The organism is Micromonospora sp. NPDC005173 (genome assembly GCF_040608515.1).
Taxonomy (GTDB): Bacteria; Actinomycetota; Actinomycetes; order Mycobacteriales; family Micromonosporaceae; genus Micromonospora.
Genome location: NZ_JBEXIK010000015.1, coordinates 28,975 through 53,540 on the forward strand (window position 1 = coordinate 28,975; position 24,566 = coordinate 53,540).

Annotated in this window: 17 protein-coding genes; 13 read left to right on the top strand and 4 right to left on the bottom strand. The window is 72.0% G+C overall.

Going from position 1 to position 24,566, the window contains the following annotated elements; all coding sequences use genetic code 11:
• Positions 1–175: 175 nt before the first annotated feature.
• The 9 genes from ABZV00_RS18525 (at position 176) to ABZV00_RS18565 (ending at position 11,676) form a co-directional block, all read left to right on the top strand.
• Positions 176–406, top strand: a complete 231-nt coding sequence (locus tag ABZV00_RS18525; RefSeq protein ID WP_328417150.1) for a hypothetical protein — start codon at positions 176–178, stop codon at positions 404–406.
• A gap of 113 nt (positions 407–519) precedes the next feature.
• Complete coding sequence (locus ABZV00_RS18530; RefSeq protein WP_328417148.1) at positions 520–1,266, top strand: response regulator transcription factor; 747 nt, start codon at positions 520–522, stop codon at positions 1,264–1,266.
• Positions 1,267–1,315: 49 nt separating this feature from the next.
• Positions 1,316–2,767: a HAMP domain-containing sensor histidine kinase gene (locus ABZV00_RS18535; protein WP_355607901.1), complete on the top strand. Its 1,452-nt coding sequence runs from the start codon at positions 1,316–1,318 to the stop codon at positions 2,765–2,767.
• Between the two features lie 44 nt (positions 2,768–2,811).
• Positions 2,812–5,076, top strand: coding sequence for a glycosyltransferase family 39 protein (locus ABZV00_RS18540; protein WP_355607652.1), 2,265 nt, complete (start codon positions 2,812–2,814; stop codon positions 5,074–5,076).
• Positions 5,073–6,302, top strand: a complete 1,230-nt coding sequence (locus ABZV00_RS18545) for a bifunctional glycosyltransferase family 2/GtrA family protein (RefSeq protein WP_355607654.1) — start codon at positions 5,073–5,075, stop codon at positions 6,300–6,302. Before ABZV00_RS18540 ends, ABZV00_RS18545 begins: the two co-directional genes overlap by 4 nt.
• Positions 6,303–6,568: 266 nt before the next feature.
• On the top strand, positions 6,569–6,718 hold the full coding sequence (locus ABZV00_RS18550) for a hypothetical protein (protein WP_355607656.1): 150 nt from the start codon (positions 6,569–6,571) through the stop codon (positions 6,716–6,718).
• 17 nt (positions 6,719–6,735) lie between these two features.
• Positions 6,736–8,166 (top strand): methyltransferase domain-containing protein, encoded by a 1,431-nt coding sequence (locus ABZV00_RS18555; protein ID WP_355607658.1) that lies wholly within the window; start codon positions 6,736–6,738, stop codon positions 8,164–8,166.
• Positions 8,159–10,219, top strand: coding sequence for a sulfatase-like hydrolase/transferase (locus ABZV00_RS18560; protein ID WP_355607661.1), 2,061 nt, complete (start codon positions 8,159–8,161; stop codon positions 10,217–10,219). The genes ABZV00_RS18555 and ABZV00_RS18560 overlap by 8 nt, the downstream gene beginning before the upstream one ends.
• A gap of 173 nt (positions 10,220–10,392) precedes the next feature.
• Positions 10,393–11,676 (top strand): citrate synthase, encoded by a 1,284-nt coding sequence (locus ABZV00_RS18565; protein ID WP_328417136.1) that lies wholly within the window; start codon positions 10,393–10,395, stop codon positions 11,674–11,676.
• A 635-nt stretch (positions 11,677–12,311) separates the two neighbouring features.
• On the opposite strand, the gene ABZV00_RS18570 is transcribed toward ABZV00_RS18565, so the two are convergent.
• Positions 12,312–12,956 carry a maleylpyruvate isomerase N-terminal domain-containing protein gene (locus ABZV00_RS18570; RefSeq protein ID WP_355607665.1) on the bottom strand — a complete coding sequence of 215 codons (645 nt, stop codon included), beginning with the start codon at positions 12,954–12,956 and terminating at the stop codon, positions 12,312–12,314.
• 211 nt (positions 12,957–13,167) lie between these two features.
• Positions 13,168–14,571, bottom strand: a complete 1,404-nt coding sequence (locus tag ABZV00_RS18575) for a glycosyltransferase family 4 protein (protein ID WP_355607667.1) — start codon at positions 14,569–14,571, stop codon at positions 13,168–13,170.
• Positions 14,572–14,900: 329 nt separating this feature from the next.
• On the opposite strand from ABZV00_RS18575, the gene glgX reads away from it, so the two are divergent.
• Genes glgX through treZ form a run of 3 tightly spaced genes read left to right on the top strand, consistent with a single transcriptional unit; the run spans position 14,901 to position 21,065 of the window.
• A complete protein-coding gene (gene glgX, locus ABZV00_RS18580) occupies positions 14,901–17,018 on the top strand; it encodes a glycogen debranching protein GlgX (RefSeq protein WP_355607670.1) in 2,118 nt (705 codons plus the stop codon).
• Position 17,019: 1 nt separating this feature from the next.
• Positions 17,020–19,341 carry a malto-oligosyltrehalose synthase gene (treY, locus tag ABZV00_RS18585; RefSeq protein WP_355607673.1) on the top strand — a complete coding sequence of 774 codons (2,322 nt, stop codon included), beginning with the start codon at positions 17,020–17,022 and terminating at the stop codon, positions 19,339–19,341.
• Positions 19,341–21,065, top strand: coding sequence for a malto-oligosyltrehalose trehalohydrolase (gene treZ, locus ABZV00_RS18590; RefSeq protein WP_355607675.1), 1,725 nt, complete (start codon positions 19,341–19,343; stop codon positions 21,063–21,065). Before treY ends, treZ begins: the two co-directional genes overlap by 1 nt.
• A gap of 369 nt (positions 21,066–21,434) precedes the next feature.
• On the opposite strand, the gene ABZV00_RS18595 is transcribed toward treZ, so the two are convergent.
• Positions 21,435–22,751, bottom strand: coding sequence for an ABC transporter permease (locus ABZV00_RS18595; protein WP_355607678.1), 1,317 nt, complete (start codon positions 22,749–22,751; stop codon positions 21,435–21,437).
• Positions 22,748–23,506 (bottom strand): ABC transporter ATP-binding protein, encoded by a 759-nt coding sequence (locus ABZV00_RS18600; RefSeq protein WP_355607681.1) that lies wholly within the window; start codon positions 23,504–23,506, stop codon positions 22,748–22,750. Before ABZV00_RS18600 ends, ABZV00_RS18595 begins: the two co-directional genes overlap by 4 nt.
• 130 nt (positions 23,507–23,636) lie before the next feature.
• On the opposite strand from ABZV00_RS18600, the gene ABZV00_RS18605 reads away from it, so the two are divergent.
• Positions 23,637–24,524, top strand: coding sequence for a TetR/AcrR family transcriptional regulator C-terminal domain-containing protein (locus ABZV00_RS18605; protein WP_355607683.1), 888 nt, complete (start codon positions 23,637–23,639; stop codon positions 24,522–24,524).
• Positions 24,525–24,566: the final 42 nt, after the last annotated feature.

Sequence of the window (24,566 nt, forward strand, 5' to 3'; positions counted from 1 at the left end):
CAGCGGCGGTTGCCTCCGGTCGCGGTACCCCGCCTCCGAGCTGGGCAAACCGCCACGAGAATCGCTCACGGGTCGAGCCCGCGCACCCGCTGCGGCGCGGTGGTGGGTGCGGTAGCTTGCGAGCCAGGGCCGGTGTCACCGAACGTGCCGGCATGGTCACCGAGGGGACGCCGCGATGAGCGAGGTCACCGTACGCTTCGTCGGCGGGCCCGCCAACGGCCTGGTCCGGCTGTTGCCGGCCGGGCCGGACGGCGCCCCTCCACCGCGCTGGATCATGCGGCATCCGGATGGCACCGGGCCGACCCAGGCCGGCCCCGACCACCTCTACGAACGCGACCAGCCGGACGGCGCGGGCGGCTGGAGCATGCGATTCGTGCGGACCGACGCGTTCGGGGTGTCCGAGTGACCTCCGGGTGGGGCTGACGAGTCATGCCGCCCATCCACCGTCGGCCCGGCCGCACAGCTGGCGCACAGCCGACGCAGGGGCGTGGCACAGACGTCGTGTCCAGGATGGGGGACATGGTCATGGACGGGCAGGCCGCACCGGACCGGATCGAGTTGCGCCGTCCCGACGGCGAACCGGTCCGGGTGCTGGTGGTCGACGACGAACCGACGCTCACCGACCTGTTGTCGATGGCGTTGCGCTACGAGGGCTGGCAGGTACGCAGCGCCGGCAGCGGCATGGCCGCCCTGAGCGCCGCGCGGCAGTTCCAGCCGGACGCGGTGGTGCTCGACGTGATGCTGCCCGACCTGGACGGCTTCCAGGTGCTGCGACGGCTGCGCGAGCACGCCCCCACCGTGCCGGTGCTCTTCCTGACCGCCCGGGACGCGGTCGAGGAGCGCATCGCCGGGCTGACCGTCGGCGGCGACGACTACGTCACCAAACCGTTCAGTCTCGAAGAAGTGATCGCCCGGCTGCGCGCGCTGCTGCGCCGCTCCGGCTTCGCGATCGCCGCCCGGCAGGAGGCGGTGCTGACCGTCGGCGACCTCAGCCTCGACGAGGACAGTCACGAGGTGCGCCGGGACGGCCAGCTCATCACCCTCACCGCGACCGAGTTCGAGCTGCTGCGGTACCTGATGCGCAACCCGCGCCGGGTGCTCAGCAAGGCGCAGATCCTCGACCGGGTGTGGAACTACGACTTCGGCGGCCAGGCCAACGTGGTGGAGCTGTACATCTCGTACCTGCGCAAGAAGATCGACGCCGGCCGGGCGCCGATGATCCACACATTGCGTGGCGCGGGTTATGTCCTCAAACCCGCCGAGTGACCCCGCCGGCCGGCCGCACCGCCGGCCGCTACGCGCCGCCCGCCGATGGCTGGCCGGCCGGTCCCTGCGTACCCGTCTGGTGCTCGCCCTGGTCGCCCTCTTCGCGCTGGTCAGCGTCGCCATCGGCGGGCTCACCACGGTGGCGCTGCGGCACTTCCTGATCGACCGCCTGGACGCCCAACTGGATCCCGCGACCGTCATGCGCGGCGACCGCCCGGGCCGGCCGGCCTGGCCGGGCACCGGGCCGAGCATTCCGCCCGGCTCACCGCCCGGCACCGTGGTCGCCGACATCACCGGCGATCGGGTGACGGCCGCCTCCACCCTGACCCGCAGCCCGTCCAGCGAGGATCCCTTTCCCGACGAGGAGGCCGTCCCGGTCGAGGAGGTCGCCGCGCTGGCTGCCCTGCCGGTCGGCGCCCAGCCGCGCACCGTCGACCTCGGTGCGCGCGGCGACTACCGGGCCGTGGCCCGGCAGTTCCGCGACGGCACGGTGCGGGTCGTCGCGCTGCCGCTGGCCGGGGTGCGGGAGACCGTCTGGTGGATGATCGCCGCGCAGGCCGGGGTGGCGGCCGTCGGGCTGGTCATCGCCGGGGGTGCCGGCGCGCTGATCGTCCGGGCCACGCTGCGACCGCTGAACCGGGTGGCCGCCACCGCCACCCGGGTCACCGAGCTGCCGTTGGACCGCGGCGAGGTGGCGCTCGCCGTCCGGGTCCCGGCCGCGGACACCGATCCGCGTACCGAGGTCGGCCAGGTCGGCGCCGCGTTGAACCGGATGCTGGGCCACGTCGCCGACGCGCTCGCCGCCCGGCAGGCCAGCGAGACGCGGGTACGCCAGTTCGTCGCCGATGCCAGCCACGAGCTGCGCACCCCGCTGGCCGCGATCCGCGGGTACGCCGAGGTGGCCCGACGCGGTCGCGACGAGGTCCCCACCGACGTGGCGCACGCGCTGCGCCGGGTGGAGTCAGAGAGCACCCGGATGACCAGACTCGTCGACGACCTGCTGCTGCTGGCCCGGCTGGACACCGGCCGCCCACTCGCGGTCGAACAGGTCGACCTCACCGCCCTGGTGGTCGACGCGGTCAGCGACGCGCACGTGGCGGGCCCCGAACACCGCTGGCAGCTCGACCTGCCCGAGGTGGCGATCCGGGTTCCCGGCGACGCCGCCCGGCTGCACCAGGTGGTGGCGAACCTGCTCGCCAATGCCCGGGTGCACACCCCGCCGGGAACCGTGGTGACCACCACGCTGGCCGTCGAGGGAGACGCCGCCGTGCTCACCGTCGCCGACGACGGGCCCGGAGTGCCGGCGGAGCTGCAACCGGAGATGTTCGAGCGGTTCGCGCGCGGCGACAGCTCCCGGTCCCGGGCGCACGGCAGCACCGGCCTCGGTCTGGCGATCGTGGCGGCGGTCGTGGAGGCCCACCACGGCACGGTCGCGGTGGACAGCCGCCCCGGCCGGACGGTGTTCACCGTCCGGTTGCCGAATCCCACAGCTGACGCATAGTCGGCGCACGGCGGCGGGCCAGGCCAGCCGCCGAGGCTTGCCGCATGGACAGAACCGAGAGCCTGCTGACAGCACCCGCCGATCCCGGCGTGGTGGGTCCGCCACCGCCGGCAACGCGCCCGGACCAGGAGCACCCACCGCCGGCAGCGCGCCGATCCCCGGCCTGGACCCGGCCCGCGCTGGTGGTCCTGCTGCTGGCCACCGGCCTGCTCTACATCTGGGGGCTGGGCGCCTCCGGCTGGGCCAACTCGTTCTACGCGGCGGCCGTGCAGGCCGGCTCGGTGAGCTGGAAGGCCCTCTTCTACGGCTCGTCGGACGCGGCCAACTCGATCACCGTGGACAAGACGCCCGCGTCGCTGTGGCTGATGGCCCTGTCCGTACGCATCTTCGGGCTGAACAGCTGGGCGATGCTCATTCCGCAGGCGCTCTGCGGGGTCGCCTCGGTCGGCGTGCTCTACGCGACCGTCAAGCGCTGGTACGGGCCGGCGGCCGGCCTGATCGCCGGCGCGGTGCTCGCGGTCACCCCGGTGGCGACACTGATGTTCCGGTTCAACAATCCCGACGCGCTGCTCGTCCTGCTGCTGGTCGCCGGGGCGTACGCCACGGTCCGGGCGGTGGAGTCGGCCAGTACCCGATGGATCATGCTGGTCGGCGTACTGGTCGGCTTCGGCTTCCTGACCAAGATGCTCCAGGCGTTCCTGGTGGTGCCGGTCTTCGCCGGGGTCTATCTGCTGGCGGCGCCGACCGGGTTGTGGCGGCGGGTCCGACAGTTGCTGCTGGCCGGCCTGGCGGTGGTGGTCTCCGCAGGTTGGTGGGTGGCGATCGTCGAGCTGGTCCCCGCCAGTGCACGGCCGTACATCGGCGGGTCGCAGGGGAACAGCATCCTGGAGCTCACCCTCGGCTACAACGGCCTCGGCCGGATCACCGGCGACGAGGTGGGCAGCGTCGGCGGCGGCGGGGGCCGCCCGGGTGGCGGTGGGGGCGGTCCGTTCGGTGGGCAGACCGGCCTGCTGCGGATGTTCGACGGCGAGATCGGCGGTCAGATCTCCTGGCTGCTGCCAGCCGCGCTGATCCTGCTGGTTGCCGGCCTGCTGGTGGCCGGCCGGGCGGCACGTACCGACCGCACCCGGGCCGGGCTGCTGCTCTGGGGCGGCTGGTTGCTGGTCACCGGTCTGATCTTCAGCTTCATGTCCGGGATCTTCCACGCCTACTACACCGTGGCGCTCGCTCCGGCGGTCGGCGCGCTGGTCGGCATCGGCGTGACGCTGCTCTGGCGGCAGCGCCGCCCGCTGCCCGCCGGTACGCAGGAAACGCCTGACGGGACCCTTGCCTACCCGGAGGGCACCCGTTGGCAGCGGTGGCGTCCGCTGGCCGCCACGGCGACGCTCGCCGGCACGCTGGCGGTGACCGTCTGGTGGGCGTGGGTGCTGCTCGGACGCAGCCCCGACTGGTACCCGTGGCTGCGGACCACCGTGCTGATCGCCGGCCTGGCCGGGGCGGCACTGATCCTGCTGGTCAACCGGCTGCCCCGTCGGCTGGTGCCGGTGGTGCTGGGCCTGGGTGCGGCGGCGGCCCTCGCGGGGCCGGTGGCGTACGCGGTGCAGACCGCCTCCACGCCGCACACGGGATCGATCCCGAGCGCCGGCCCGAACGTGGCGGGCGGCTTCGGCCGCGGCGGCTTCCCCGGCGGGCGACCGCCCGGCGGCATGGAACTGCCGGGTGGCGGCCAGATTCCCGCTCTCCCCGGTGGCGGCCAGAACGGCGGTCAGGCACCGGGCTTCCCCGGTGATGGCCAGAATGGCGGTCAGGCTCAGGGCTTCCCTGGCGGTGGTCAGAACGGCGGTCAGGCCCAGGGCTTCCCCGGTGGCGGCCGAAACGGCGCGCAGGCGCCCGGCTCGCCGGGCGGCGGGCAGGGTCGCTCGACCGGCGGCGGAATGGGCGGGCTGCTCGACACCCGCGAGCCCAGCGCCGAGCTGCGCGAGCTGCTGGAGCGCGACAGCGACAACTACACGTGGGGGGCGGCCACCGTCGGCTCCAACAACGCCTCCGGCTACCAGCTGGCCACCGGCGACCCGGTGATGGCGATCGGCGGGTTCAACGGCAGCGACCCGTCGCCGACCCTCGCGCAGTTCCAGCGCTACGTCGCCGACGGCGAGATCCACTACTTCGTGGGCGACGGAGGTTTCCGGGCCAACGGTGGCAGCTCCGCCTCGCAGGAGATCGCCGCCTGGGTCACCGAGACCTTCACGGCCCAGACCGTGGACGGCGTCACCGTCTACGACCTGAGCACCGAGAAGGACGCGGCATGACCGCGCTCGGCGGACCCCGGGCCGCCGTACAGGTCGGGCCGACCACCATCGGCGCGGTGCTGGACGTGGTGATCCCGGTCTACAACGAGGAGACCGATCTCGCGCCGTGCGTACGGCGGCTGCACGCGCACCTGAGCGAGCACTTCCCGTACCCGTTCCAGATCACCATCGCCGACAACGCCAGCGTGGACGGCACCCTGGGGGTGGCCGAGGCCCTCGCCGGTGAGCTGCCCGGCGTCGAGGTGCTGCACCTGGACGCCAAGGGGCGGGGGCGGGCACTGTCCGCCGCATGGTCCGCCTCGTCCGCGCCGGTGCTGGCGTACATGGACGTGGACCTCTCCACCGACCTGGCGGCGCTGCTGCCGCTGGTCGCGCCGCTCATCTCCGGCCACTCCGACCTGGCGATCGGCACCCGGCTGGCGCGTACCTCCCGGGTGGTGCGCGGGACCAAGCGGGAGGTCATCTCGCGGGCCTACAACCTGCTGCTGCGCGGGGCGCTGGCGGCCCGGTTCTCCGACGCCCAGTGCGGGTTCAAGGCGATCCGCGCGGACGTGGCTGGCGGGCTGCTTCCCCTGGTCCAGGACACCGGCTGGTTCTTCGACACCGAGCTGCTGGTGCTGGCCCAGCGGGCCGGGCTGCGGATCCACGAGGTGCCGGTGGACTGGGTCGACGACCCGGACAGCCGCGTCGACATCGTCGCCACCGCGCTGGCCGACCTGCGCGGGATGGGTCGGCTGGGCCGGGCGCTGTTGACCGGCGCGCTGCCGTTGACCGAGCTGCGCGCGCAGGTGGGCCGGGGGCCGCTGGCCGCGTCGCCGGCACAGGTGCCGGTCGGTCTGCCTCGGCAGTTGGTCCGGTTCGCCGCGGTCGGGGTGGCCAGCACCCTGGCGTACCTGCTGCTCTTCGTGGCCACCCGCGGTGCGCTCGGCGCGCAGCCGGCGAACCTGCTGGCGCTGCTGGTGACGGCGGTGGCGAACACGGCCGCGAACCGGCGGCTGACGTTCGGCATCAGCGGGCGCCGGCACGCCGGCCGGCACCACGTGCAGGGGTTGCTGGCCTTCGCGCTCGGTCTGGTGCTGACCAGCGGTTCGTTGGCTGTGCTGCACGCGGTCGACGGCGCACCCACCCGGCTGGTGGAGCTGGCCGTGCTGGTGGCCGCGAACCTGGCCGCCACCGTGCTGCGCTTCGTGCTGCTGCGCCTCGGCATGCACCACCGGCAGAACTGACCCCGTCAGCTGCGGACCGTGCCCAGCACCTCCGCGAGGACCTCGACGACGCGTCGCGTGTGACGCCCGTCGGGGTCCTCGTCCGGCGCGGGGTAGGTCACCGCCGGACGCATCCCTGTGGCCCGCCTGGGAGTCCGCCGATGTGGCCGATACGGCGTCGGCGATCGGCGTACGGTGACAGACAAGTCCGGCTTTCTGGGTCAAAAGCCTCACCGCTGTATGCCCGGGACGCCGGTGTCGAGACGGGCGAGGGGAAGGAGCGGTCGGTGATCCATCTGGCCTACCTGGACGCGGGATCCGGCAGCCTGATCGTGCAGGCGGTCGTGGGCGGGGTGGCCGGCGCCGCGGTCGCCGCCAAGCTCTACTGGCGGCGGCTGGTCGACCGGTTCCGTCGCCAGCCCACCGACCACCAGTGAGCCGGCCCGTCCCGGCGATGACGACCTCACCCCCCGGGGTACGGCCCGAGCCGGCCTCCTTCCGCGACCCGGCCAACCGCGTCTTCCACCTCGGAGACGACGTGCTGCGCGGGCTGGACGCGCAGGCCGCCGAGCACTGGCGGGCGCTGACGGCCAGCGCGTTCTTCCCCACGCTGGTGGCCGCGGGCAAGGTCTGCCCCACCGAGGACGCACCGTCGGCGTTGGTGCCCGCAGCGGTCGGGGCACCGTGGGCGGCGGTGCTGCGCCACGAACGCATCCCGTTCGTCTCCCACCCGTACGAGTGGTCCTTCACCATGCTGCGCGACGCCGCGCTGCTGCACCTGGAGATCCTGCGCGACGCACTCGCCGACGGCTTCACCACCAAGGACGGCTCGGCCTACAACCTGCAGTGGCGTGGCGCCGACCCGGTCTTCATCGACATTGGGTCCTTCGAGCCGGTGCGTGACGGCGAGCCGTGGGCCGGGTACCGGCAGTTCTGCCAGACCGTGCTCTACCCGCTGCTGCTCACCGCCCACCTGGGGGTCGACTTCCAGCCGTTGCTGCGCGCCCGGGTCGACGGCATCGAGGCCGACCAGCTCCGTCCGCTCTTCGGCGGGGCACGTCGGCTGCGTCCGGGCGTACTGACCCACCTGCACCTGCACGGCGCGATGCAGCAGCGGCACGCCGAGGCCAGCACCAGCGACGTACGAGCCCAACTGCGGGCCGCCGGCTACTCCCGGGAGCTGCTGCTGGCCACCGTGCGCGGCATCGAGAAACTGGTCCGCCGGCTGGACCGGCGCCCGCCGGCCAGCCACTGGGCCGACTACCAGCGCACCTGCGGCTACTCGGCGCGGGACCGGGCGGCCAAGGAACAGTTCGTGGCCGCCGCGCTGACCGCCGGCGTCCGCCCCCGCCTGGTGCTCGACCTGGGCGCCAACGACGGCCGGTACGCCCGGATCGCGGCCGAGCACGCCGACTACGTCGTCGCCGTCGAGCAGGACCCGGCCGTTGTCGACGACCTGTACCGGGCGCTGCGGGCCGAGGGGCAGCGGCGGATCCTGCCGCTGGTGCTGGACCTGGCCGACCCGTCACCCGGAGGAGGCTGGCGAGGTGCCGAGCGCGCCGGCTTCGCCGAGCGGGCGTCCGCCGACGCGGTGCTCGCCCTGGCCGTGGTGCACCACCTGGCGATCGGGCGCAACGTGCCGCTGCCGGAGGTGGTCGACTGGCTGGTGGGGCTGACCGCGCCGGGTGGTGCGATGGTGGTGGAGTTCGTCCACCCGGAGGACCCGATGGCCCTCCGGCTGCTGGCCAACAAGCCCGACGGCCTCTTTCCGAACTACCGGCGGGACGCCTTCGAGAGGCTGCTCGCGGCCCGGGGCCGGATCACCGACCGGTTGGAGTTGCCCTCGGGCACCCGCACGCTCTACCGGACGGTGATGGGTGGCTGAACCAGCACCCGCACCCCCGCCAGCACAGCCGGGCACTCCGGCCGCGGAACCGGTCACCGGGCGGTGGGACCGCGGTTGGCGCGGTGAGCTGGGCCGGCTGCTGGAGGTGGTGGCACTGGTCGGGTTGGTGGTCACCCAGCCACTGCTGGACGTACTCGGCCGCAGCCCCGACTTCTTCCTCTTCCACCGCGCCGACCCGGGCCAGATCCTGCTGCTGACGGCCCTGGTGGCGGTGGCACCCACCGTGCCGGTGGCGGTGCTCGGCGCGCTCAGCCGGGTGGCCGGCCGGACCGTCCGCGCGCTCACCCACACCGGGCTGGTCGGCCTGCTGCTCACCGCGCTGGCCGTGCAGGTGGGCCGGCACGCGACGCCGCTGCGGGGCGTACCCCTGCTGCTGGTCGCCGGGCTGGCCGGCGTGGCCGGCGCGGCCGCGCACCGGCGGTGGCGGGCACTGGGCCGGGTGCTGCGACTGGCCGCCGCCGGCCCGGTGGCCTTCGTGGCGCTCTTCCTGCTCGTTTCACCCACCTCGGCGGTGGTGCTGCCGCGCGGCGACGGCGGCGCGGCCGGCACTGCCCAGGGCCCGGGCGGGCACCCTCCGGTGGTCATGCTGATCCTCGACGAGCTGCCACTGGTCAGCCTGCTCGGCGCGGACGGTCGGATCGACGCGGCCCGGTTCCCGCACTTCGCCGAGCTCGCCGGGGCGTCGACGTGGTACCGCAACGCCACCGGCGTCAGCGGCTGGACCCCCAACGCGCTGCCGGCGATGCTCACCGGCCGTTACCCGGCGCGGTCGGTCGCGCCGCACTACTCGCAGTACCCGGACAACCTCTTCACCGCCTTCGGCGGCCTCTACGACATCCACGCCCAGGAGAGCATTACCCGGCTCTGCCCGCCCAGCCGATGCGAGCAGCCGGTCAGCCCGGAACAGGGGCTCGGCGTACTGGTCCGGGAGACCGGCAAGCTGCTCGGCCAGGTCGCCGGGCCGACACCCACCCGCGTCGACCCGGAGGACTCCTACCGGGAGCAGACCCGGGCCGAGGCCGGCCTGGACGCCGCCGAGCCGGTGCCGGCCGACCCGAAGTTCCGCTGGGACAGCCTGGACGACAACCAGCCGGCCCGGTTCACCAGCTTCCTGGCCGGGCTGAAGCCGGAGCCCCGGCCCGCCCTGCACTTCCTGCACCTGCTGATGCCGCACTCGCCGTGGGCGTACCTGCCGTCCGGGGTGCGTTACGACGCCCCCGAGGACCTGCCCAACGATGGCGCCGGCTGGGTCGAGCTGGCCCGGCAGCGCCACCTCGCCCAGCTCGGCTACACCGACCGGCTGATCGGCGAGACGCTGCGTACGCTGCGCGCCAGCGGCCTCTACGACCAGGCCCTCGTCGTGGTCACCGCCGACCACGGGGTGAGCTTCCGCGCGGGCGCCCAGGGCCGGGGCATGGACGCGATCAAGGCCGCCGCCGGCGAGGTGGCGTGGGTGCCGATGTTCGTCAAGGAGCCCGGGCAGCAGGCCGGCCGGGTGGACGACCGCAACTGGGAGCACGTCGACCTGCTGCCGACCGTGGCCGACCAGGCCGGTATCCGGCTGCCCTGGCGGGTCGACGGACGCTCCGCCCGGCAGGCCCCGCGCACCGACGGAACGAAGCACTTCTACGACCGCCCCGGCGAACCGGTCACCTTCCCCGGCGGGGTGCCCGCCCCGCCGCCGCTGCCGGCACCGCACCCGCTGGTGGGCACCGAGGTCCGCGCCGGCCCGGCCGGCGGCAGCGCCACGGTGGCCGACCTCGCCGCGTTCCGGGCCACGGACCCGGACACCGGCACCCTCCCGGCGCTGGTCTGGGGCGACGTGCCGGACCGGATCCCGGACGGCACCCTGCTGGCGGTGGCCGTCAACGGCCGGATCGGCGCGGTCGTACCGGTGGTGCCCACCGATCCCGGCGGACGCCGATTCGCCGCGCTGCTCACCGACGACCAGCTGTTCCGGGCCGGCACCAACCAGCTCGACGTCTACCAGATCGCGACGGACGGTACGCTCCGACGCCTTGCCCTGTCGTGAAGCTGCTCCGCCAGGTCCCGCACGGCGGGACGGAGGGTTTCCCGGCTGCCCGGTCGGGAATCGGGTGACGCATACCTCACCGGCGAACCACGGCGGGCAGTGTCCCCCAAGCCGCAATTACGGTAGAAGCGAAGGCAATTCAACGTAGATCTGCCGGCGAAGCGAGGAACCACATGACGGAAGTCAAGCTCGATCACCCCGGTGGGCAGCTGTCGATGCCGGTGCATCCCGCGGTCGAGGGCCCCGCCGGTGTCGGGGTTAGCAAGCTGCTGAAAGAAACCGGAATGACCACGTACGACCCCGGTTTCGTGAACACCGCGGCTGCCTCATCCGCGATCACCTACATCGACGGCGACGCGGGGATCCTGCGTTACCGGGGATACCCGATCGAGCAGCTGGCCGAGAAGTCCTCCTTCCTGGAGGTCTCCTACCTGCTCATCTACGGTGAGCTGCCGACCGAGCAGCAGCTGGCCGAGTTCACCGAGTGGATTCGGAGGCACTCGCTGCTGCACGAGGAGATGCGCCGCTTCTTCGACGGCTTCCCCCGGGACGCCCACCCGATGGCCGTGCTCTCCTCGGCCGTGAGCGCCCTCTCGACCTTCTACCAGGACAGCCTGGACCCGTTCGACTCCGAGCATGTGGAGATCTCCACTGTCCGGCTGATGGCGAAGGTGCCCACCATCGCCTCGTACGCCTACAAGAAGTCCATCGGGCAGCCGCTGCTGTACCCGGACAACTCGCTGGGGTACGTCGACAACCTGCTGCGGATGACCTTCGGCGTGCCGGCGGAGCCGTACGAGGTCGACCCGGTGATGTCGAAGGTGCTGGACATGCTCTTCGTCCTGCACGCCGACCACGAGCAGAACTGCTCCACCTCGACCGTCCGGCTGGTCGGCTCCAGCAACGCCAACCTGTTCGCCTCGGTCTCCGCCGGCGTGAACGCGCTGTTCGGCCCGCTGCACGGCGGTGCCAACCAGGCCGTGCTGGAGATGCTCCAGCAGATCCACGCCGGCGATGACGACGTCCGGTCCTTCGTCCGCAAGGTCAAGGACAAGGAGGACGGCGTCAAGCTGATGGGCTTCGGCCACCGGGTCTACAAGAACTACGACCCGCGGGCGGCGATCGTCAAGAAGGCCGCGCAGGACGTGCTGGGCCGGATGGCCAAGCCGGACCCGCTGCTGGACATCGCCATGGAGCTGGAGGAGATCGCGCTCGCCGACGACTTCTTCGTCTCCCGCCGGCTCTACCCGAACGTGGACTTCTACACCGGCCTGATCTACAAGGCCATGGGCTTCCCGACGAAGATGTTCACCGTGCTCTTCGCCCTCGGCCGGCTCCCCGGCTGGATCGCCCAGTGGCGCGAGATGATCAACGACCCGGAGACCAAGATCGGCCGTCCGCGGCAGATCTACGTCGGCTCCGCCGAGCGGGACTACGTCCCCTTCGCCGAGCGCTGACCTCCACGACGCACCACCGTCAGGCCGTCGACCCACCGGGTCGGCGGCCTGCCGCCTTTCCAGCCGCCCGCCGCCCGCCTGCCGCCCGCCGCCGCCCGCCGCCGCCCGCCGCCGCCCGCCCGCCGCCTGCCGCCGCCCGCCAGCCGCCTGCCGCCGCCTGCCGCCGCCCGCCGCCAGCCCCGAACGCAGCCGTTCCGGCCGGCAGCCTTGGACGCAGCCGTCCCGGCCGGCAGCGTCGAGCGCATCCGCCCGTCCCGGCGGCAGCCCTGAGCCACATCCGCCCCCGCCAGCCGCCCTGCCCCGGTCCGCCCCTGTCGAGCTGCCCCAAATATGGGGCGGGCGGGCGCGGTCCGACCGCCACACCGGGTCGATCAAGAGTCTGTGCCGGTCCTTCGTGGGATTTCCGGCCGATCCGCATTCCGTTCGGGCCTCCGGATGCTTCACCCCGCCCCATTTCTGGGGCAGCTCGACAGGGCCTACAGGGCCTATGGGGCCTGCCTGTGGGCCTGTCTGTGGGCCTATGAGGCCTGTGAGGCCGGGGCCGGGAAAGCTCCCGGCGCAACCCCGTGAGGCGTGGGTCGCGCGGGCTGCGGGGACCATGCCGGCTTTCGTGGCGGCCGTTGAGGTGTTGGGTGTCAGAAGGCGGAGATGTCCTGCCCTCGCTCGCTGCGGCTCAGCGCGCTGATCACCGCGGACTGGCCGTGACGGCGCACGGCCAAGCGCACCAACAGGTCGCGCACGGGATCGAAGACATCCGCCGGAAAGGCCGGCGTGGGCACGCCGACGCTCACCGCGAGGTCGTCGGCGTGGACCACGATCTCCAGCTGGCGCGTGAGCAAGAAGTCGCTGCGCCGCAGGGACCAGCCCTGCCACGGGATCGGCACGACGTCGCGGGCGGCCCCTCGTGCGAGCAGGTCACCCACCTCCTCCAGCGCGAGGACGGAGCGGGCGTGCAGGTCCGCTGGTCCCCGCGTCGCTTCGGCTTCGTCCAGGCTTGCGGCCACCGAGTCCTCGTCCGGAGGCCCCGCGGTCACCCAGGCGGCCCGCTCGTAGTGGTCGTCGGCTGACTCGAGGAGCGGCAGGTCGGTCGAGGTCGGCAGCAGTTCCGCCGCCCGGACCGCCTGACGTCCCAGGTGGCACGCCAGAGCTCCCACGGACAGGTGTGGCAGTGCGCTCGGGCTCGACCACTGGTCGGACACCTCGGAGCGTCGGATCAGGTCCAGCGCGATCGAGGCGGCAACCGGGAAGGCGGAGTCCAGGGCGTCGACAAGACGAGGCATGCGCGCATTCTGACAGGCCCGGCAGTCCGGTACTGACCTCGAACGCCCCGCGCTGGAGCGCCGACATCGGGGCATCCCGGTGCTGGGATACCCCGATGTCGGCGAAACGGAGTCGATCAGCGAGCAGCACCGGGCCGCGGGTAGCGACCGGGACGACGATCAGCGCGATGGTGGCAACAGCGGCGATGACAGCGGCGGCAAGGGCCGGCGGTCAGCGCAGGCCGGCGGCGGCGAGCAGGTTGCCGGTGGGGAGGGCAGGTAGGGCGCGGCCCTGGGACATGCGTTGCTCGGCGCGCTGGGCGGTGAAGGCGGCGTCGTTGGCGATGGCGCCGGTGTAGCTGGCGGCGGTGCGTTGGGCGATGGCGGACCAGCCGTACTGGTCGTGCACCATCCGGCGGGCGCGGCGGGCCAGGGCACGGGCACGGTCGCGGTCCGACAGCAGCGCGTCGACGGCGTCGGCGAGCCCGTCGGGGTCGTGCGGTTGGAAGGTCATCCCGGTCACCCCCGGCTCGACGATCTCCGCGAGGCCACCGGTGGCGGCGACCGCCAGCGGCGCGCCAGCGGCGGCGCCCTCCAGGGCGACCATGCCGAACGGCTCGTAGATGCTCGGCACCGCGAAGCAGTCGGAGGCGGCCATCAGCGCCGGCAGGTCGGTGCCACCGAGGAAGCCCGGCATGGCGACCATGCCGCCCAGGCCGCGGCGGTGCACCTCAGACTCCAGCTCCGCGCGGTACGGGCCGTCGCCGGCGATCACCACGCGCAGCCCTGGGTGCCGCTCACGCAGGCGTGGCAGGCCGGCGATCAGGTGCTGTACGCCCTTCTCGTAGACCAGCCGGCCGGCGAAGGTGACCAGCGGGCCGTCCCCAGCGAACCGGGTTCGGGCGGCGGTCACCTCGCGTGCCGGCACCTTCCAGCGGTGCGGCTCCACACCGTTGGCCACCACGTCGACCCGGTCGGCCGGCACCCCGAACAGCGCGTTCACCTCGTCGCGCATGTACCCGGAGCAGACGATCACGCGGCCGGACTCGGTGCTGAGCCAGTGTTCGACGCCGTGGATGGTGCGGTTCATCTCCTCCGGCAGCCAGCCCTGGTGCCGACCGGCCTCGGTGGCGTGAATGGTGCTCACCAGCGGGATGTCCAGGTGGTCGCGCAACGTCATCGCGGTGTGGGCGACGAGCCAGTCGTGGGCGTGGATGACGTCGTACGAACCGGCCTCGGTGGCGCGCAGCGCGGTACGGGTGAGGGTGTGGTTGAACGCCATGGTCCAGGCAAGGAGGGAGCCGGTGGCCAGGGGGAAGGTGACGGGGTCTTCGGAAGCACGCAGGATGCGGACGCCGTCGGCGTACTCCTCGAGCGGCGCGCCCTCGGCGTGGCGGGTGACGACGGTGACCTCGTGGCCGGCGGCGGCCAGGGCCACCGACAGCGCGTGGACGTGTCGGCCGAGGCCGCCGACGAGCACCGGCGGGTACTCCCACGAGAGCATCAGGATGCGACGGGTCTGTGGCGGGACCCCCGGCCCGGCCTGTGCCGGGAGTTGGGGGCGGGAGGTCAGGGTGGGCCGGTGGATCCGGTCCGAGGTGTTAGCGAGCTGCTCGCCGACCCGCAGGGTCGTCACATCAATCTCCGTCCATGCATGGTGGTACGCGCCGGCGTCAGTGGCGGCGAAGCGGGAGGTGGTGGGGTGGCCGAGGGCCGAGTGAGGTACGCGCGGACGCGTCCACGAACAAGCAAAGGCCATCGAGCGCGGTAACGCACCTTGAGAGGGGACAAGGTGACGGAAGACACCTGAGGGCTTGGCGCGCACCAGACAGGTGGATTCCGGGCATCCCCTGAAAGGATGGATTGGCGCGTGGGAGTGCCGGGCATTACCGGCGTGCGCACTGCGGCCCACGCCGGTGCGCTCGTGGCGCGGGCGCGCACATGACCACGGTCTGAAGGAGCGACATGCAGGTCTGGCCGGGCGAGCGGTACCCCCTGGGCGCCACCTACAACGGGATGGGCACCAACTTCGCCATCTTCTCCGAGGTGGCCGAGCGGGTCGAGCTGTGCCTGTTCGACGAGTGGGACACCGGCGCCGAGCGGCGGGTCGAGCTGCGTGAGGTGGACGCCTACGTCTGGCACGCGTACCTGCCGGGCATCGAGCCGGGGCAGCGATACGGCTACCGGGTGCACGGGCGGTACGACCCGGCGAACGGGCTGCGCTGCAACCCGCACAAGCTGCTGCTCGACCCGTACGCCAAGGCGGTCGACGGTGACGTGACGTGGGACCCGGCGGTCTACGACTACGACCTGGAGCACCCGGAGCGGATGTCCGAGACCGACTCGGCGCCGTTCATGCCGAAGTCGGTGGTGGTCAACCCGTACTTCGACTGGGGCAACGACAGGCCGCCGCGCACCCCGTACCACCACTCCGTGATCTACGAGGCGCACGTACGCGGGCTGACCATGCGCCACCCGGACATCCCGGAGGAGTTGCGCGGCACGTACGCCGGCATCGCCTCCCCGCCGATGATCGAGTACCTGACCCGGCTCGGCGTGACCGCCATCGAGTTGATGCCGGTGCACCAGTTCATCCACGACCACCGGCTGGTCGACCTCGGGCTGCGCAACTACTGGGGTTACAACACCATCGGCTTCTTCGCCCCGCACCACGGCTACTCCGCGCTGGGCCGGCTCGGCCAGCAGGTGCAGGAGTTCCGCGGCATGGTCAAGGCGCTGCACGCGGCCGGCATCGAGGTCATCCTCGACGTGGTCTACAACCACACCGCGGAGGGCAACCACCTCGGGCCGACGCTGAGCTTCAAGGGCGTGGACGCCCCCAGCTACTACCGGCTCAGCGAGGAGGACCGCCGGTACTTCGTCGACTACACCGGCACCGGCAACAGCCTCAACGTGCGCAGCCCGCACTCCCTTCAACTGATCATGGATTCGCTGCGCTACTGGGTGCAGGAGATGCACGTCGACGGCTTCCGCTTCGACCTGGCAGCCACCCTCGCCCGCGAGTTCTACGAGGTCGACCGGCTCTCCACCTTCTTCGAGGTGGTCCAGCAGGACCCGGTGGTCAGCCAGGTCAAGCTGATCGCCGAGCCGTGGGACGTCGGCCCCGGCGGCTACCAGGTGGGCAACTTCCCGCCGGTGTGGACCGAGTGGAACGGCAAGTACCGCGACACCGTGCGGGACTTCTGGCGCGGTGAACCGGCCACCCTGGCCGAGTTCGCGTCCCGAATCTCCGGCTCCGCCGACCTCTACCAGGACGACGGGCGCCGGCCGTTCCACAGCATCAACTTCGTCACCTGCCACGACGGGTTCACGCTCAACGACCTGGTGTCGTACAACGACAAGCACAACGAGGCCAACGGCGAGGACAACCGGGACGGCGAGAGCCACAACAGGTCGTGGAACTCCGGCGTCGAGGGTGACACCGACGACGAGGCGGTGCTCGCCCTGCGCGCCAAGCAGCGGCGCAACTTCCTGGCCACCCTGATGCTCTCCCAGGGCGTACCGATGATCGGCCACGGCGACGAGCTGGGCCGCACCCAGCGGGGCAACAACAACGCCTACTGCCAGGACAGCGAGCTGGCCTGGGTCGACTGGGACAACGCCGACTCCCAGCTGCTGGAGTTCGTCCGGACGCTGACCGCGTTCCGGGCCCGGCACCAGGTGTTCCGCCGCCGCCGGTTCTTCACCGGCCTGCCGGTCGGCGGGCGCGAGGTCGACGGGCCGCTGCCCGACCTGGCCTGGTACACCCCGGACGGGCGGGAGATGACCGGCGAGGACTGGGGCAACGACTTCGGCCGCTCGGTTGCGCTCTTCGTCAACGGCGAGGGCATCCGGGAGCGTGGCCAGTACGGCCAGCGCCACCACGACGCCTCGTTCCTGCTCTGCTTCAACGCCCATGACGCACCGCTGGACTTCACCCTGCCCGGCAGCGAGTACGGCCAGAAGTGGGAACGGGTCATCAGCACCGCCGAACCCGAACCGGACGACGTCACGGTGATCAGCGCGGGCGGCACCATCCGGGTGCCGGACCGTTCCCTGGTGGTGCTGGAGAGGACGATCTGAGATGGCGGTGCCCCCTCACCCCGAGCAGAGGAAGACGACAGCCACCTACCGAGTGCAGATCCGTCCCGGCTTCGACCTGGACGCCACCGCCGGGATCGTCGACTACCTCGCCGACCTCGGCGTCAGCCACCTCTACAGCGCCCCGCTGCTGACGGCCACCCCCGGCTCCGCGCACGGCTACGACGTGGTCGACCCCCGGGCCGTCAACCCGGAGCTGGGCGGTGAAGCCGGTCGGCAGCGGCTGCTGCGCGCGCTGCGCGACAAGAAGCTCGGCCTGGTCGTCGACATCGTGCCCAACCACGCCGGGGTGGCCGTACCACCGGCCAACCCCGCCTGGTGGGACGTGCTGCGTCGGGGTCGCGCCTCGGCGTACGCCGACTGGTTCGACATCGACTGGGACCGGGGCCGTCTGCTGCTGCCGGTGCTGGCCGACGACCCGGCCGCCCTGGACGACCTCAAGCTCGTCGACTCAGAACTGCGCTACCACGAGCACCGGTTCCCGGTCGCCGACGGCACCGGCGACGGCAGCGCGCGGGAGGTGCACGACCGGCAGCACTACGAGCTGGTCTCCTGGCGGCGCGGCGACGCCGAGCTGACGTACCGTCGGTTCTTCGCCGTTTCCGGCCTGGCCGGGCTGCGGGTGGAGGACCCAGCGGTGTTCGCCGCCACCCACGAGCTGATCCTGCGCTGGGCCGCCGACGGGGAGGTCGACGGCATCCGCGTCGACCACCCGGACGGCCTGCGCGACCCGGGCGGCTACCTGACCCGGCTGCGGGAGGCCGCGCCGGAAGCCTCGCTGATCGTGGAGAAGATCCTGGAGTACGGCGAGGAGCTGCCGGACTGGCCGGTGGACGGCACCACCGGCTACGACGCTCTCGCCGCGGTCAACGGGCTCTTCGTCGACCCCGACGCCGAGGGCGACTTCACGGTGCTGGACACCCGCCTCGCCGGCCGACACACCTCGTGGGAGAACCTCACCCACGACACCAAGCTGGCCGCCGCCACCCGGCTGCTCGCCGCCGAGCTGACCCGGTTGGTCGCGCTCGCCCCCGAGGTACCGAGCGAGCAGGCGCGGGCCGCGCTCGCCGAGCTGGCCGCCGCGTTCCCGGTCTACCGCGGCTACCCGCCGCACGGCGCCCGGCACCTCGCCGCCGCCCGCTCCGACGCCGGCCGGCGCCGCCCCGACCTGACCGCCGCCCTGGACGCGGTCACCCGCCGGCTGCGCGACCCCGACGACGAGCTGGCGCAGCGCTTCCCCCAGTTGTCCGGCGCGGTGATGGCCAAGGGCGTGGAGGACACCGCGTTCTACCGGTGGACCCGATTCGTGGCGCTCAACGAGGTCGGCGGCACCCCCGCCCACTTCGGGGTGCCGCCGGCAGAGTTCCACCGCTTCGCCACCGCCCGACAGGTCCGCTGGCCGGCCAGCATGACCACCGTCTCCACCCACGACACCAAGCGCAGCGAGGACGTCCGCGCCCGGATGGCCGTGCTCAGCGAGCTGCCGGGCCGCTGGGGCGAGCAGGTCACCGCGTGGATGGCGTGCGCGCCGCTGCCCGACCCGGCCTTCGCCCACCTGCTCTGGCAGACCGCCGTCGGCGCCTGGCCAATCGAACGGGAGCGACTGCACGCGTACGTGGAGAAGGCCGCCCGGGAGGCGGCGACGTCGACCAGTTGGGCCGACCCCGACCCGGTCTTCGAGCGGGCGCTGCACGGTGTGGTCGACGCGATGTACGACGACCCGAGCCTGCACGACGAGCTGACCGAACTCGCGGCGGCGATCACCCCGGCCGGCTGGTGCAACTCCCTGGGGCAGAAGCTGGTGCAGCTCGCCATGCCCGGGGTGCCGGACACGTACCAGGGCACCGAGCTGTGGGACAACTCGCTGGTCGACCCGGACAACCGCCGCCCGGTCGACTTCGACGTACGCCGAGAGATGCTGGCGCGTCTGGACGGCGGCTGGCAGCCGCCGATCGACACCGACGGCGCGGCGAAGCTGCTGGTGGTGTCGCGGACCCTGCGGCTGCGCCGGGCGCACCCGGAGCTGTTCACCGGCTACCGGCCGGTGCCGGCGCACGGGCCGGCGGGGCGGCACGTGGTGGCCTTCGACCGGGGTGGCGCGATCGCCGTGGCGACCCGCCTGCCGCTGGGCCTGGCGCGGGCCGGCGGCTGGTGCGACACATTCCTGTCGCTTCCCGTTAACGAGGTGAAGGACCTGTTCACCGGCCGGGTCTACAGTGGCGGAGAGACCTCCCTGGCCGATCTGCTGGCCGACTATCCCGTCGCACTGCTGGCTCCTCCCACCGAATCCGCGGAGGCTGCGTGATGACCGAATTCACCGTGTGGGCGCCAGACGCCACCCGGGTTCGGCTGCGCCTGGCCGGCGCCGCCGACCACGAGATGCGCGCCGCCGCCGACGGCTGGTGGCGGGTCGAGGTACCCGACGCCGGCCTCGACTACTCCTTTCTGCTGAACGACGACGAAACCCCGCTGCCCGACCCCCGGTCGCCGTGGCAGCCTGCGGGAGTGCACGGGCCGAGCCGACGCTACGACCACGCCGCCTTCGAGTGGACCGACAGCTCCTGGACCGGGCGGCAACTGCCCGGCAGCATCCTCTACGAGCTGCACGTCGGCACCTTCACCCCGGAGGGCACCTTCGACGCGGCCATCGACCGCCTCGACCACCTCGTCTCGCTCGGCGTCGACCTGATCGAACTGCTCCCGGTCAACGCCTTCAACGGCGAACACAACTGGGGGTACGACGGCGTCTGCTGGTACGCCCCGCACCAGCCCTACGGCGGCCCGGACGGCCTGAAACGCCTCGTCGACGCCGCCCACGCCAAGGGGCTGGGGGTGATCCTCGACGTCGTCTACAACCATTTCGGGCCCTCCGGGGCCTACGCGCCGCGGTTCGGGCCCTACCTCGCCGAGCAGAGCAACAGTTGGGGCCGCTCGGTCAACCTGGACGGCCCGCACTCCGACGAGGTACGCCGCTACATCATCGACAGCGTGCTCATGTGGCTGCGCGACTACCACGTCGACGGCCTGCGCCTGGACGCCGTACACGCCCTGCCCGACACCCGGGCGGTGCCGCTGCTCGAAGAGCTGGCCATCGAGGTCGAAGCGCTCTCCACCCACCTGGGCCGGCCGCTGTCACTGATCGCCGAATCCGACCTCAACGATCCACGGCTGATCACCCCTCGCGAGGCGGGCGGCTTTGGGCTGCACGCGCAGTGGAACGACGACGCGCACCACGCGTTGCACACGCTGCTGACGGGGGAGCGGCAGGGCTACTACGGGGACTTCGGGTCGCTGGAGACGCTGTCGGACGTGCTGACCGGCGGGTTCTTCCACGCTGGGACCTGGTCCAGCTTCCGTAACCGGCACCACGGGCGGCCTCTGGACCCGCGCGTGCCGGGGCACCGGTTGGTGGCTTACCTGCAGAACCACGACCAGATCGGCAACCGGGCTGCTGGTGACCGGATCTCGGCTTCGTTGTCGCCTGCCATGCTCCGCGTGGGGGCTGTGCTGCTGCTGACCGCGCCGTTCACGCCGATGCTGTTCATGGGGGAGGAGTGGGCGGCGTCTACGCCGTGGCAGTTCTTCACGTCGCATCCGGAGCCGGAGCTGGCTACCGCGGTGGCTCTGGGGCGGCGGCGGGAGTTTGCCTCGCACGGTTGGGCTGAGGGGGATGTGCCTGATCCGCAGGATCCGCAGACGTTTGTGCGGTCGCGGTTGGACTGGGCGGAGCTGGACAAGCCTGAGCATCGGGAGATGTTGTCGTTCTACCAGCGGTTAATCGCTCTGCGTCGGTCGCTGCCGGACCTGTCTGACCCTCGGTTGCACGCGGTTTCCGTGCAGCATGGGGATCAGTTTTTGCTGATGCGGCGGGGGGAGACGCTTGTCGTGGCGAACCTGGCTGGGCGGGGGCAGGGGATCTCGCTGCCGGGGGTGGCGCGGCGGGTGCTGCTGGCTACGGGGGAGGGGGTCACGGTAATGCGGGACCGGATCCAGTTGCCGGCTGAGACGGCGGCGATCGTGGCGCTTTGAAGAGGTCAGTACATGGCAGGTACTCGGACCCGACTGGGGGCAACTGCGGCTTGAGTTTGGCGACGGAATTCCACCCGGTATCGGGATGGCATGCGAACTTGCCAACGACAGCGCCTCGATCAATCTCTGCGCTTGAGGATGAAGCCGAGAGTCAGTCGTATCTCTAGCCGGACCTCTGCCGACGCAGCGAGCGATACAGTCAGCCAGTCTGACGGCCGCAGCCGTTGGTATGCCGGACCCGGCTCCCGAAGGCGGTGACCAAGGGCGGGCCAGTGGGTCGGCTAGACGGCAGCCACCCGCCGGACCGCCGGCTCTTGGTAGATGCACGCCGTCCCCCGCCGTTCAGTTGGCGGGGGACGAGCACTGTGGTCAATGGATGGCGGCGACTGCCGGGCCGCTCAGCGCACGCCTCGTCGTGCCGAGGACTGCCGCGCCCGTGAGCGCTACGGCCACTGTGACAATGATCGTGTACGCGATGGGTGTGGCGTCCGGCCAAATGCGGTCCGCTCGGGCCGCGCCGAACGGCAGGATCGTGAAGAGCGCCGCCGTCGAGCCTGACAGCACTCCCGTGACCGTCACCAACAGGCCCTCCAGGGTGACCATCGCGATCAGCTGGCCCCGCGTCGAGCCGGCCAGCCGCTGCTGGGCGAACTCGCGCCGCCGGTGCATCGTTGCCGCGATCAGGGTGTTGACCAGCATGATTGCCACGAAGACCGTGATCATACCGACGACCACGTAGTTCAGCGTCTGGATGTCCTGTGCGTAGTCCGGCTGGACGGCGCCCGCCGACGCCTTGTCCTCAATGTCCTGCATGTAAACCGTGCCGGTCGCGATGCCGGTGAACAGCACCACCGGCATCACCGCGCCCGCCAGCTGCCGGGTGCGCTGGCGCACCCCGAGGACTGCCAACTCCCCGGCGACGCCGCCGAGCGCCCGTACGGGTGTGCCCAGCACCGCCGTGACCAGCCGCAGCAGCTCTGGGGCGAACAGGGCCAGCCCGATCGCCGCCCAGATGCCCGCCTGGCCCGCCGTCGACATCGCGTCGATGCCCTTGCCGTCCATCAGCGTCGCGGTCAGCACCGAACAGTTCGCGCCGACCAGCAGGAAAACCACCCCGCCGATCCGTCGGACTCGCGGCCGCGCCGCCTTGGTACCGGGTGGCCGCGACGTACGCCGAGCAGCTGCGACGCCTGCGACGATCGAGCCGAGCAGCGTGACGCCGAAGCCCGCACCGAGCGCGATCGGCCCGAAAACGTACCCCACCGACTCCCCGACCTGGCCGGTGTTCTGCATCAGCGTGAGCAGCACACGGCCGAGGTACAGCCCCGCCGGCACGGCCACCACCGACGCCACCAGGGCGACCGCCGCAGCCTCTCCCACGATCATGCGGCGCAGCTGCGGCCCGGTCGCGCCGATCCGGCGCAGCAGCGTCACCTGCTCGGCACGCTGACGCACCGCGAGACTCAGGGTCGAGGTGACCGCGAAGCCAACGATGATCAGGCACCAGCCGCCGCCGACACCGGCCGTGGTGCTCAGGGATTCACCGCTTGCCGCGTCCGCGGTCGCGGCGGTATCGAGCAGCGACGCGAACGCCATCAGCAGCGTCGCGCCCAGGAACGCGGACAGGAAGGTGGCCACAAAACCACCGGGGCGGTGCCGCAGGTTGCGCAGCGCGACGGCGATCATGCCACGGCCCCGATCCGGCCGGGCGTGTGCTCGGCGACCATGTCGCCCAGGTGGGCCAGACGCTCGGCGACGGCATCCGCGGTGGGCGCACTCAGTGCGCCGGCCAGGCGGCCGTCGGCGAGGAAGACCACCAAGTCCGCGTACGCGGCCGCGACCGGGTCGTGGGTCACCATCACCACCGTACGGCCGCGCTCGTGCACCACCGCGCGCAGCAGGGTGAGAACCTCACGGGCGCTGCGCATGTCCAGCGCGCCGGTCGGCTCGTCGGCGAAGATCACGGCCGGCTCGGTGACCAGGGCCCGGGCCACGGCGACCCGCTGGCGCTGCCCGCCGGAGAGCTGCTCCGGCCGGTCGTGCAGGCGCTCGCCGAGGCCCAGTTGCTCCAGCACGGCGCGGCAGCGCTCGCGGTCGGCGCGACGGCCGGCCAGCCGCAGCGGCAGGACGACGTTCTGCTCGACGGTCAACGCCGGCAGCAGGTTGTAGTCCTGGAAGACGAAACCGACCCGGCGGCGGCGGAACTTCGTCATCGCGGTGTCCTTCGTGGCCGTCAGTTCGGCGCCGTCGATGAACACCCGGCCGGCGGTGGGCCGGTCGAGGCCGGCAGCGCACTGCAACAGGGTGCTCTTGCCGGAACCGGACGGCCCCATCACCGCGGTGAAGGTGCCGGTGGCGAAGGTGGCCGTGACGCCGTCGAGCGCGGTGACGGTGTCATCGTAGGTCTTGTAAAGCGATTCGAGTCGGACTGCGTCAGTCATGATCCATGCCTCTCCCGTGGCTGCTCCGTACACCGTACAAATGCACTATGGACCGAGGCAGTAGTGCTAACCCCCGGATTCTGAGGTAGTGCACTAGAGTGGAGTGCACTAGTACACGTGGAGGTAAGTGATGGACGTACCGCAGTTCCGGCGGATCGCTGCGGAGATCGCGGCCCGGATCGCCTCCGGCGAACTCGCGCCCGGCGCCAAGGTCGCGTCGACCCGGCAGATCACGGCGCAGTACGGGGTCGCGATGGCGACCGCAACGAAGGTTCTCGCCACCCTGCGCGAGCAGGGCCTCGTGCGAGCGACGCCCGGCGTCGGGACGGTCGTGACCCGTCGATCCCGGCCCGTCGGGTCGGGGCCGGACCGCGACCTCGTGGTCAGCACGGCCATCACCATCGCCGACGCCGAAGGGCTGACCGGCCTGTCCATGCGCCGCCTCGCCGGCGAGCTCGGCGTCCCGACGATGTCGCTCTACCGACACGTGCAAGACAAGGAGGAGCTGGTGCTGCTGATGACGGACAAGGTTATGGCCGCCAACCCGCCACCGGCGCTGTCACCGGAAACGGACGGCTGGCGGGCCTGCGTCGAAGCTCTCGCCCGGCTGCAATGGTCGATGTACCGGCGGCACACGTGGCTGGCCCAGGCGGTCTCGTTCACCCGGCCGCTGCTGGCCCCGCACGCGATGGCCCACACGGAATGGACGATGCGGGCCCTGGACGCGTACGGCTTGGACCCGAACACGCAGTTTCGGGCGGCGGTGATGGTCGCAAACTACGTACGCGGCACAGCGGTGAACCTGGAGGACGAGGCGCAGGCCGAACAGGAGAGCGGCCTGACCGACAAGGAGTGGATGCGGGCGCAGCAGAACCGCCTCGCGACCGTGCTGGCCAGCCGGCAACTGCCTATGATGGCCCGCGCCATCGCCGCCGACCACCTCGAGTTCGACTTGGATATTCTGCTGGAGTTCGGCCTGCAGCGACTGCTCGACGGGCTCGCGCCGCTATTGGACTAGGTCGGATGCTGCTGTTGTCCGTTTCCCGACCCATGAGCCAGG

What these genes read in the sequence shown, in the direction of transcription:
- ABZV00_RS18555 (WP_355607658.1), top strand. Translation starts at nt 6,736, where the DNA reads ATGACGACCTCACCCCCCGGGGTACGGCCCGAGCCGGCCTCCTTCCGC.
- glgX (WP_355607670.1), top strand. Translation starts at nt 14,901, where the DNA reads ATGCAGGTCTGGCCGGGCGAGCGGTACCCCCTGGGCGCCACCTACAAC.
- ABZV00_RS18565 (WP_328417136.1), top strand. Translation starts at nt 10,393, where the DNA reads ATGACGGAAGTCAAGCTCGATCACCCCGGTGGGCAGCTGTCGATGCCG.
- treZ (WP_355607675.1), top strand. Translation starts at nt 19,341, where the DNA reads ATGACCGAATTCACCGTGTGGGCGCCAGACGCCACCCGGGTTCGGCTG.
- ABZV00_RS18525 (WP_328417150.1), top strand. Translation starts at nt 176, where the DNA reads ATGAGCGAGGTCACCGTACGCTTCGTCGGCGGGCCCGCCAACGGCCTG.
- ABZV00_RS18595 (WP_355607678.1), bottom strand. Translation starts at nt 22,751, where the DNA reads ATGATCGCCGTCGCGCTGCGCAACCTGCGGCACCGCCCCGGTGGTTTT.
- ABZV00_RS18530 (WP_328417148.1), top strand. Translation starts at nt 520, where the DNA reads ATGGTCATGGACGGGCAGGCCGCACCGGACCGGATCGAGTTGCGCCGT.
- treY (WP_355607673.1), top strand. Translation starts at nt 17,020, where the DNA reads ATGGCGGTGCCCCCTCACCCCGAGCAGAGGAAGACGACAGCCACCTAC.
- ABZV00_RS18605 (WP_355607683.1), top strand. Translation starts at nt 23,637, where the DNA reads ATGGACGTACCGCAGTTCCGGCGGATCGCTGCGGAGATCGCGGCCCGG.
- ABZV00_RS18545 (WP_355607654.1), top strand. Translation starts at nt 5,073, where the DNA reads ATGACCGCGCTCGGCGGACCCCGGGCCGCCGTACAGGTCGGGCCGACC.
- ABZV00_RS18600 (WP_355607681.1), bottom strand. Translation starts at nt 23,506, where the DNA reads ATGACTGACGCAGTCCGACTCGAATCGCTTTACAAGACCTACGATGAC.
- ABZV00_RS18540 (WP_355607652.1), top strand. Translation starts at nt 2,812, where the DNA reads ATGGACAGAACCGAGAGCCTGCTGACAGCACCCGCCGATCCCGGCGTG.
- ABZV00_RS18570 (WP_355607665.1), bottom strand. Translation starts at nt 12,956, where the DNA reads ATGCCTCGTCTTGTCGACGCCCTGGACTCCGCCTTCCCGGTTGCCGCC.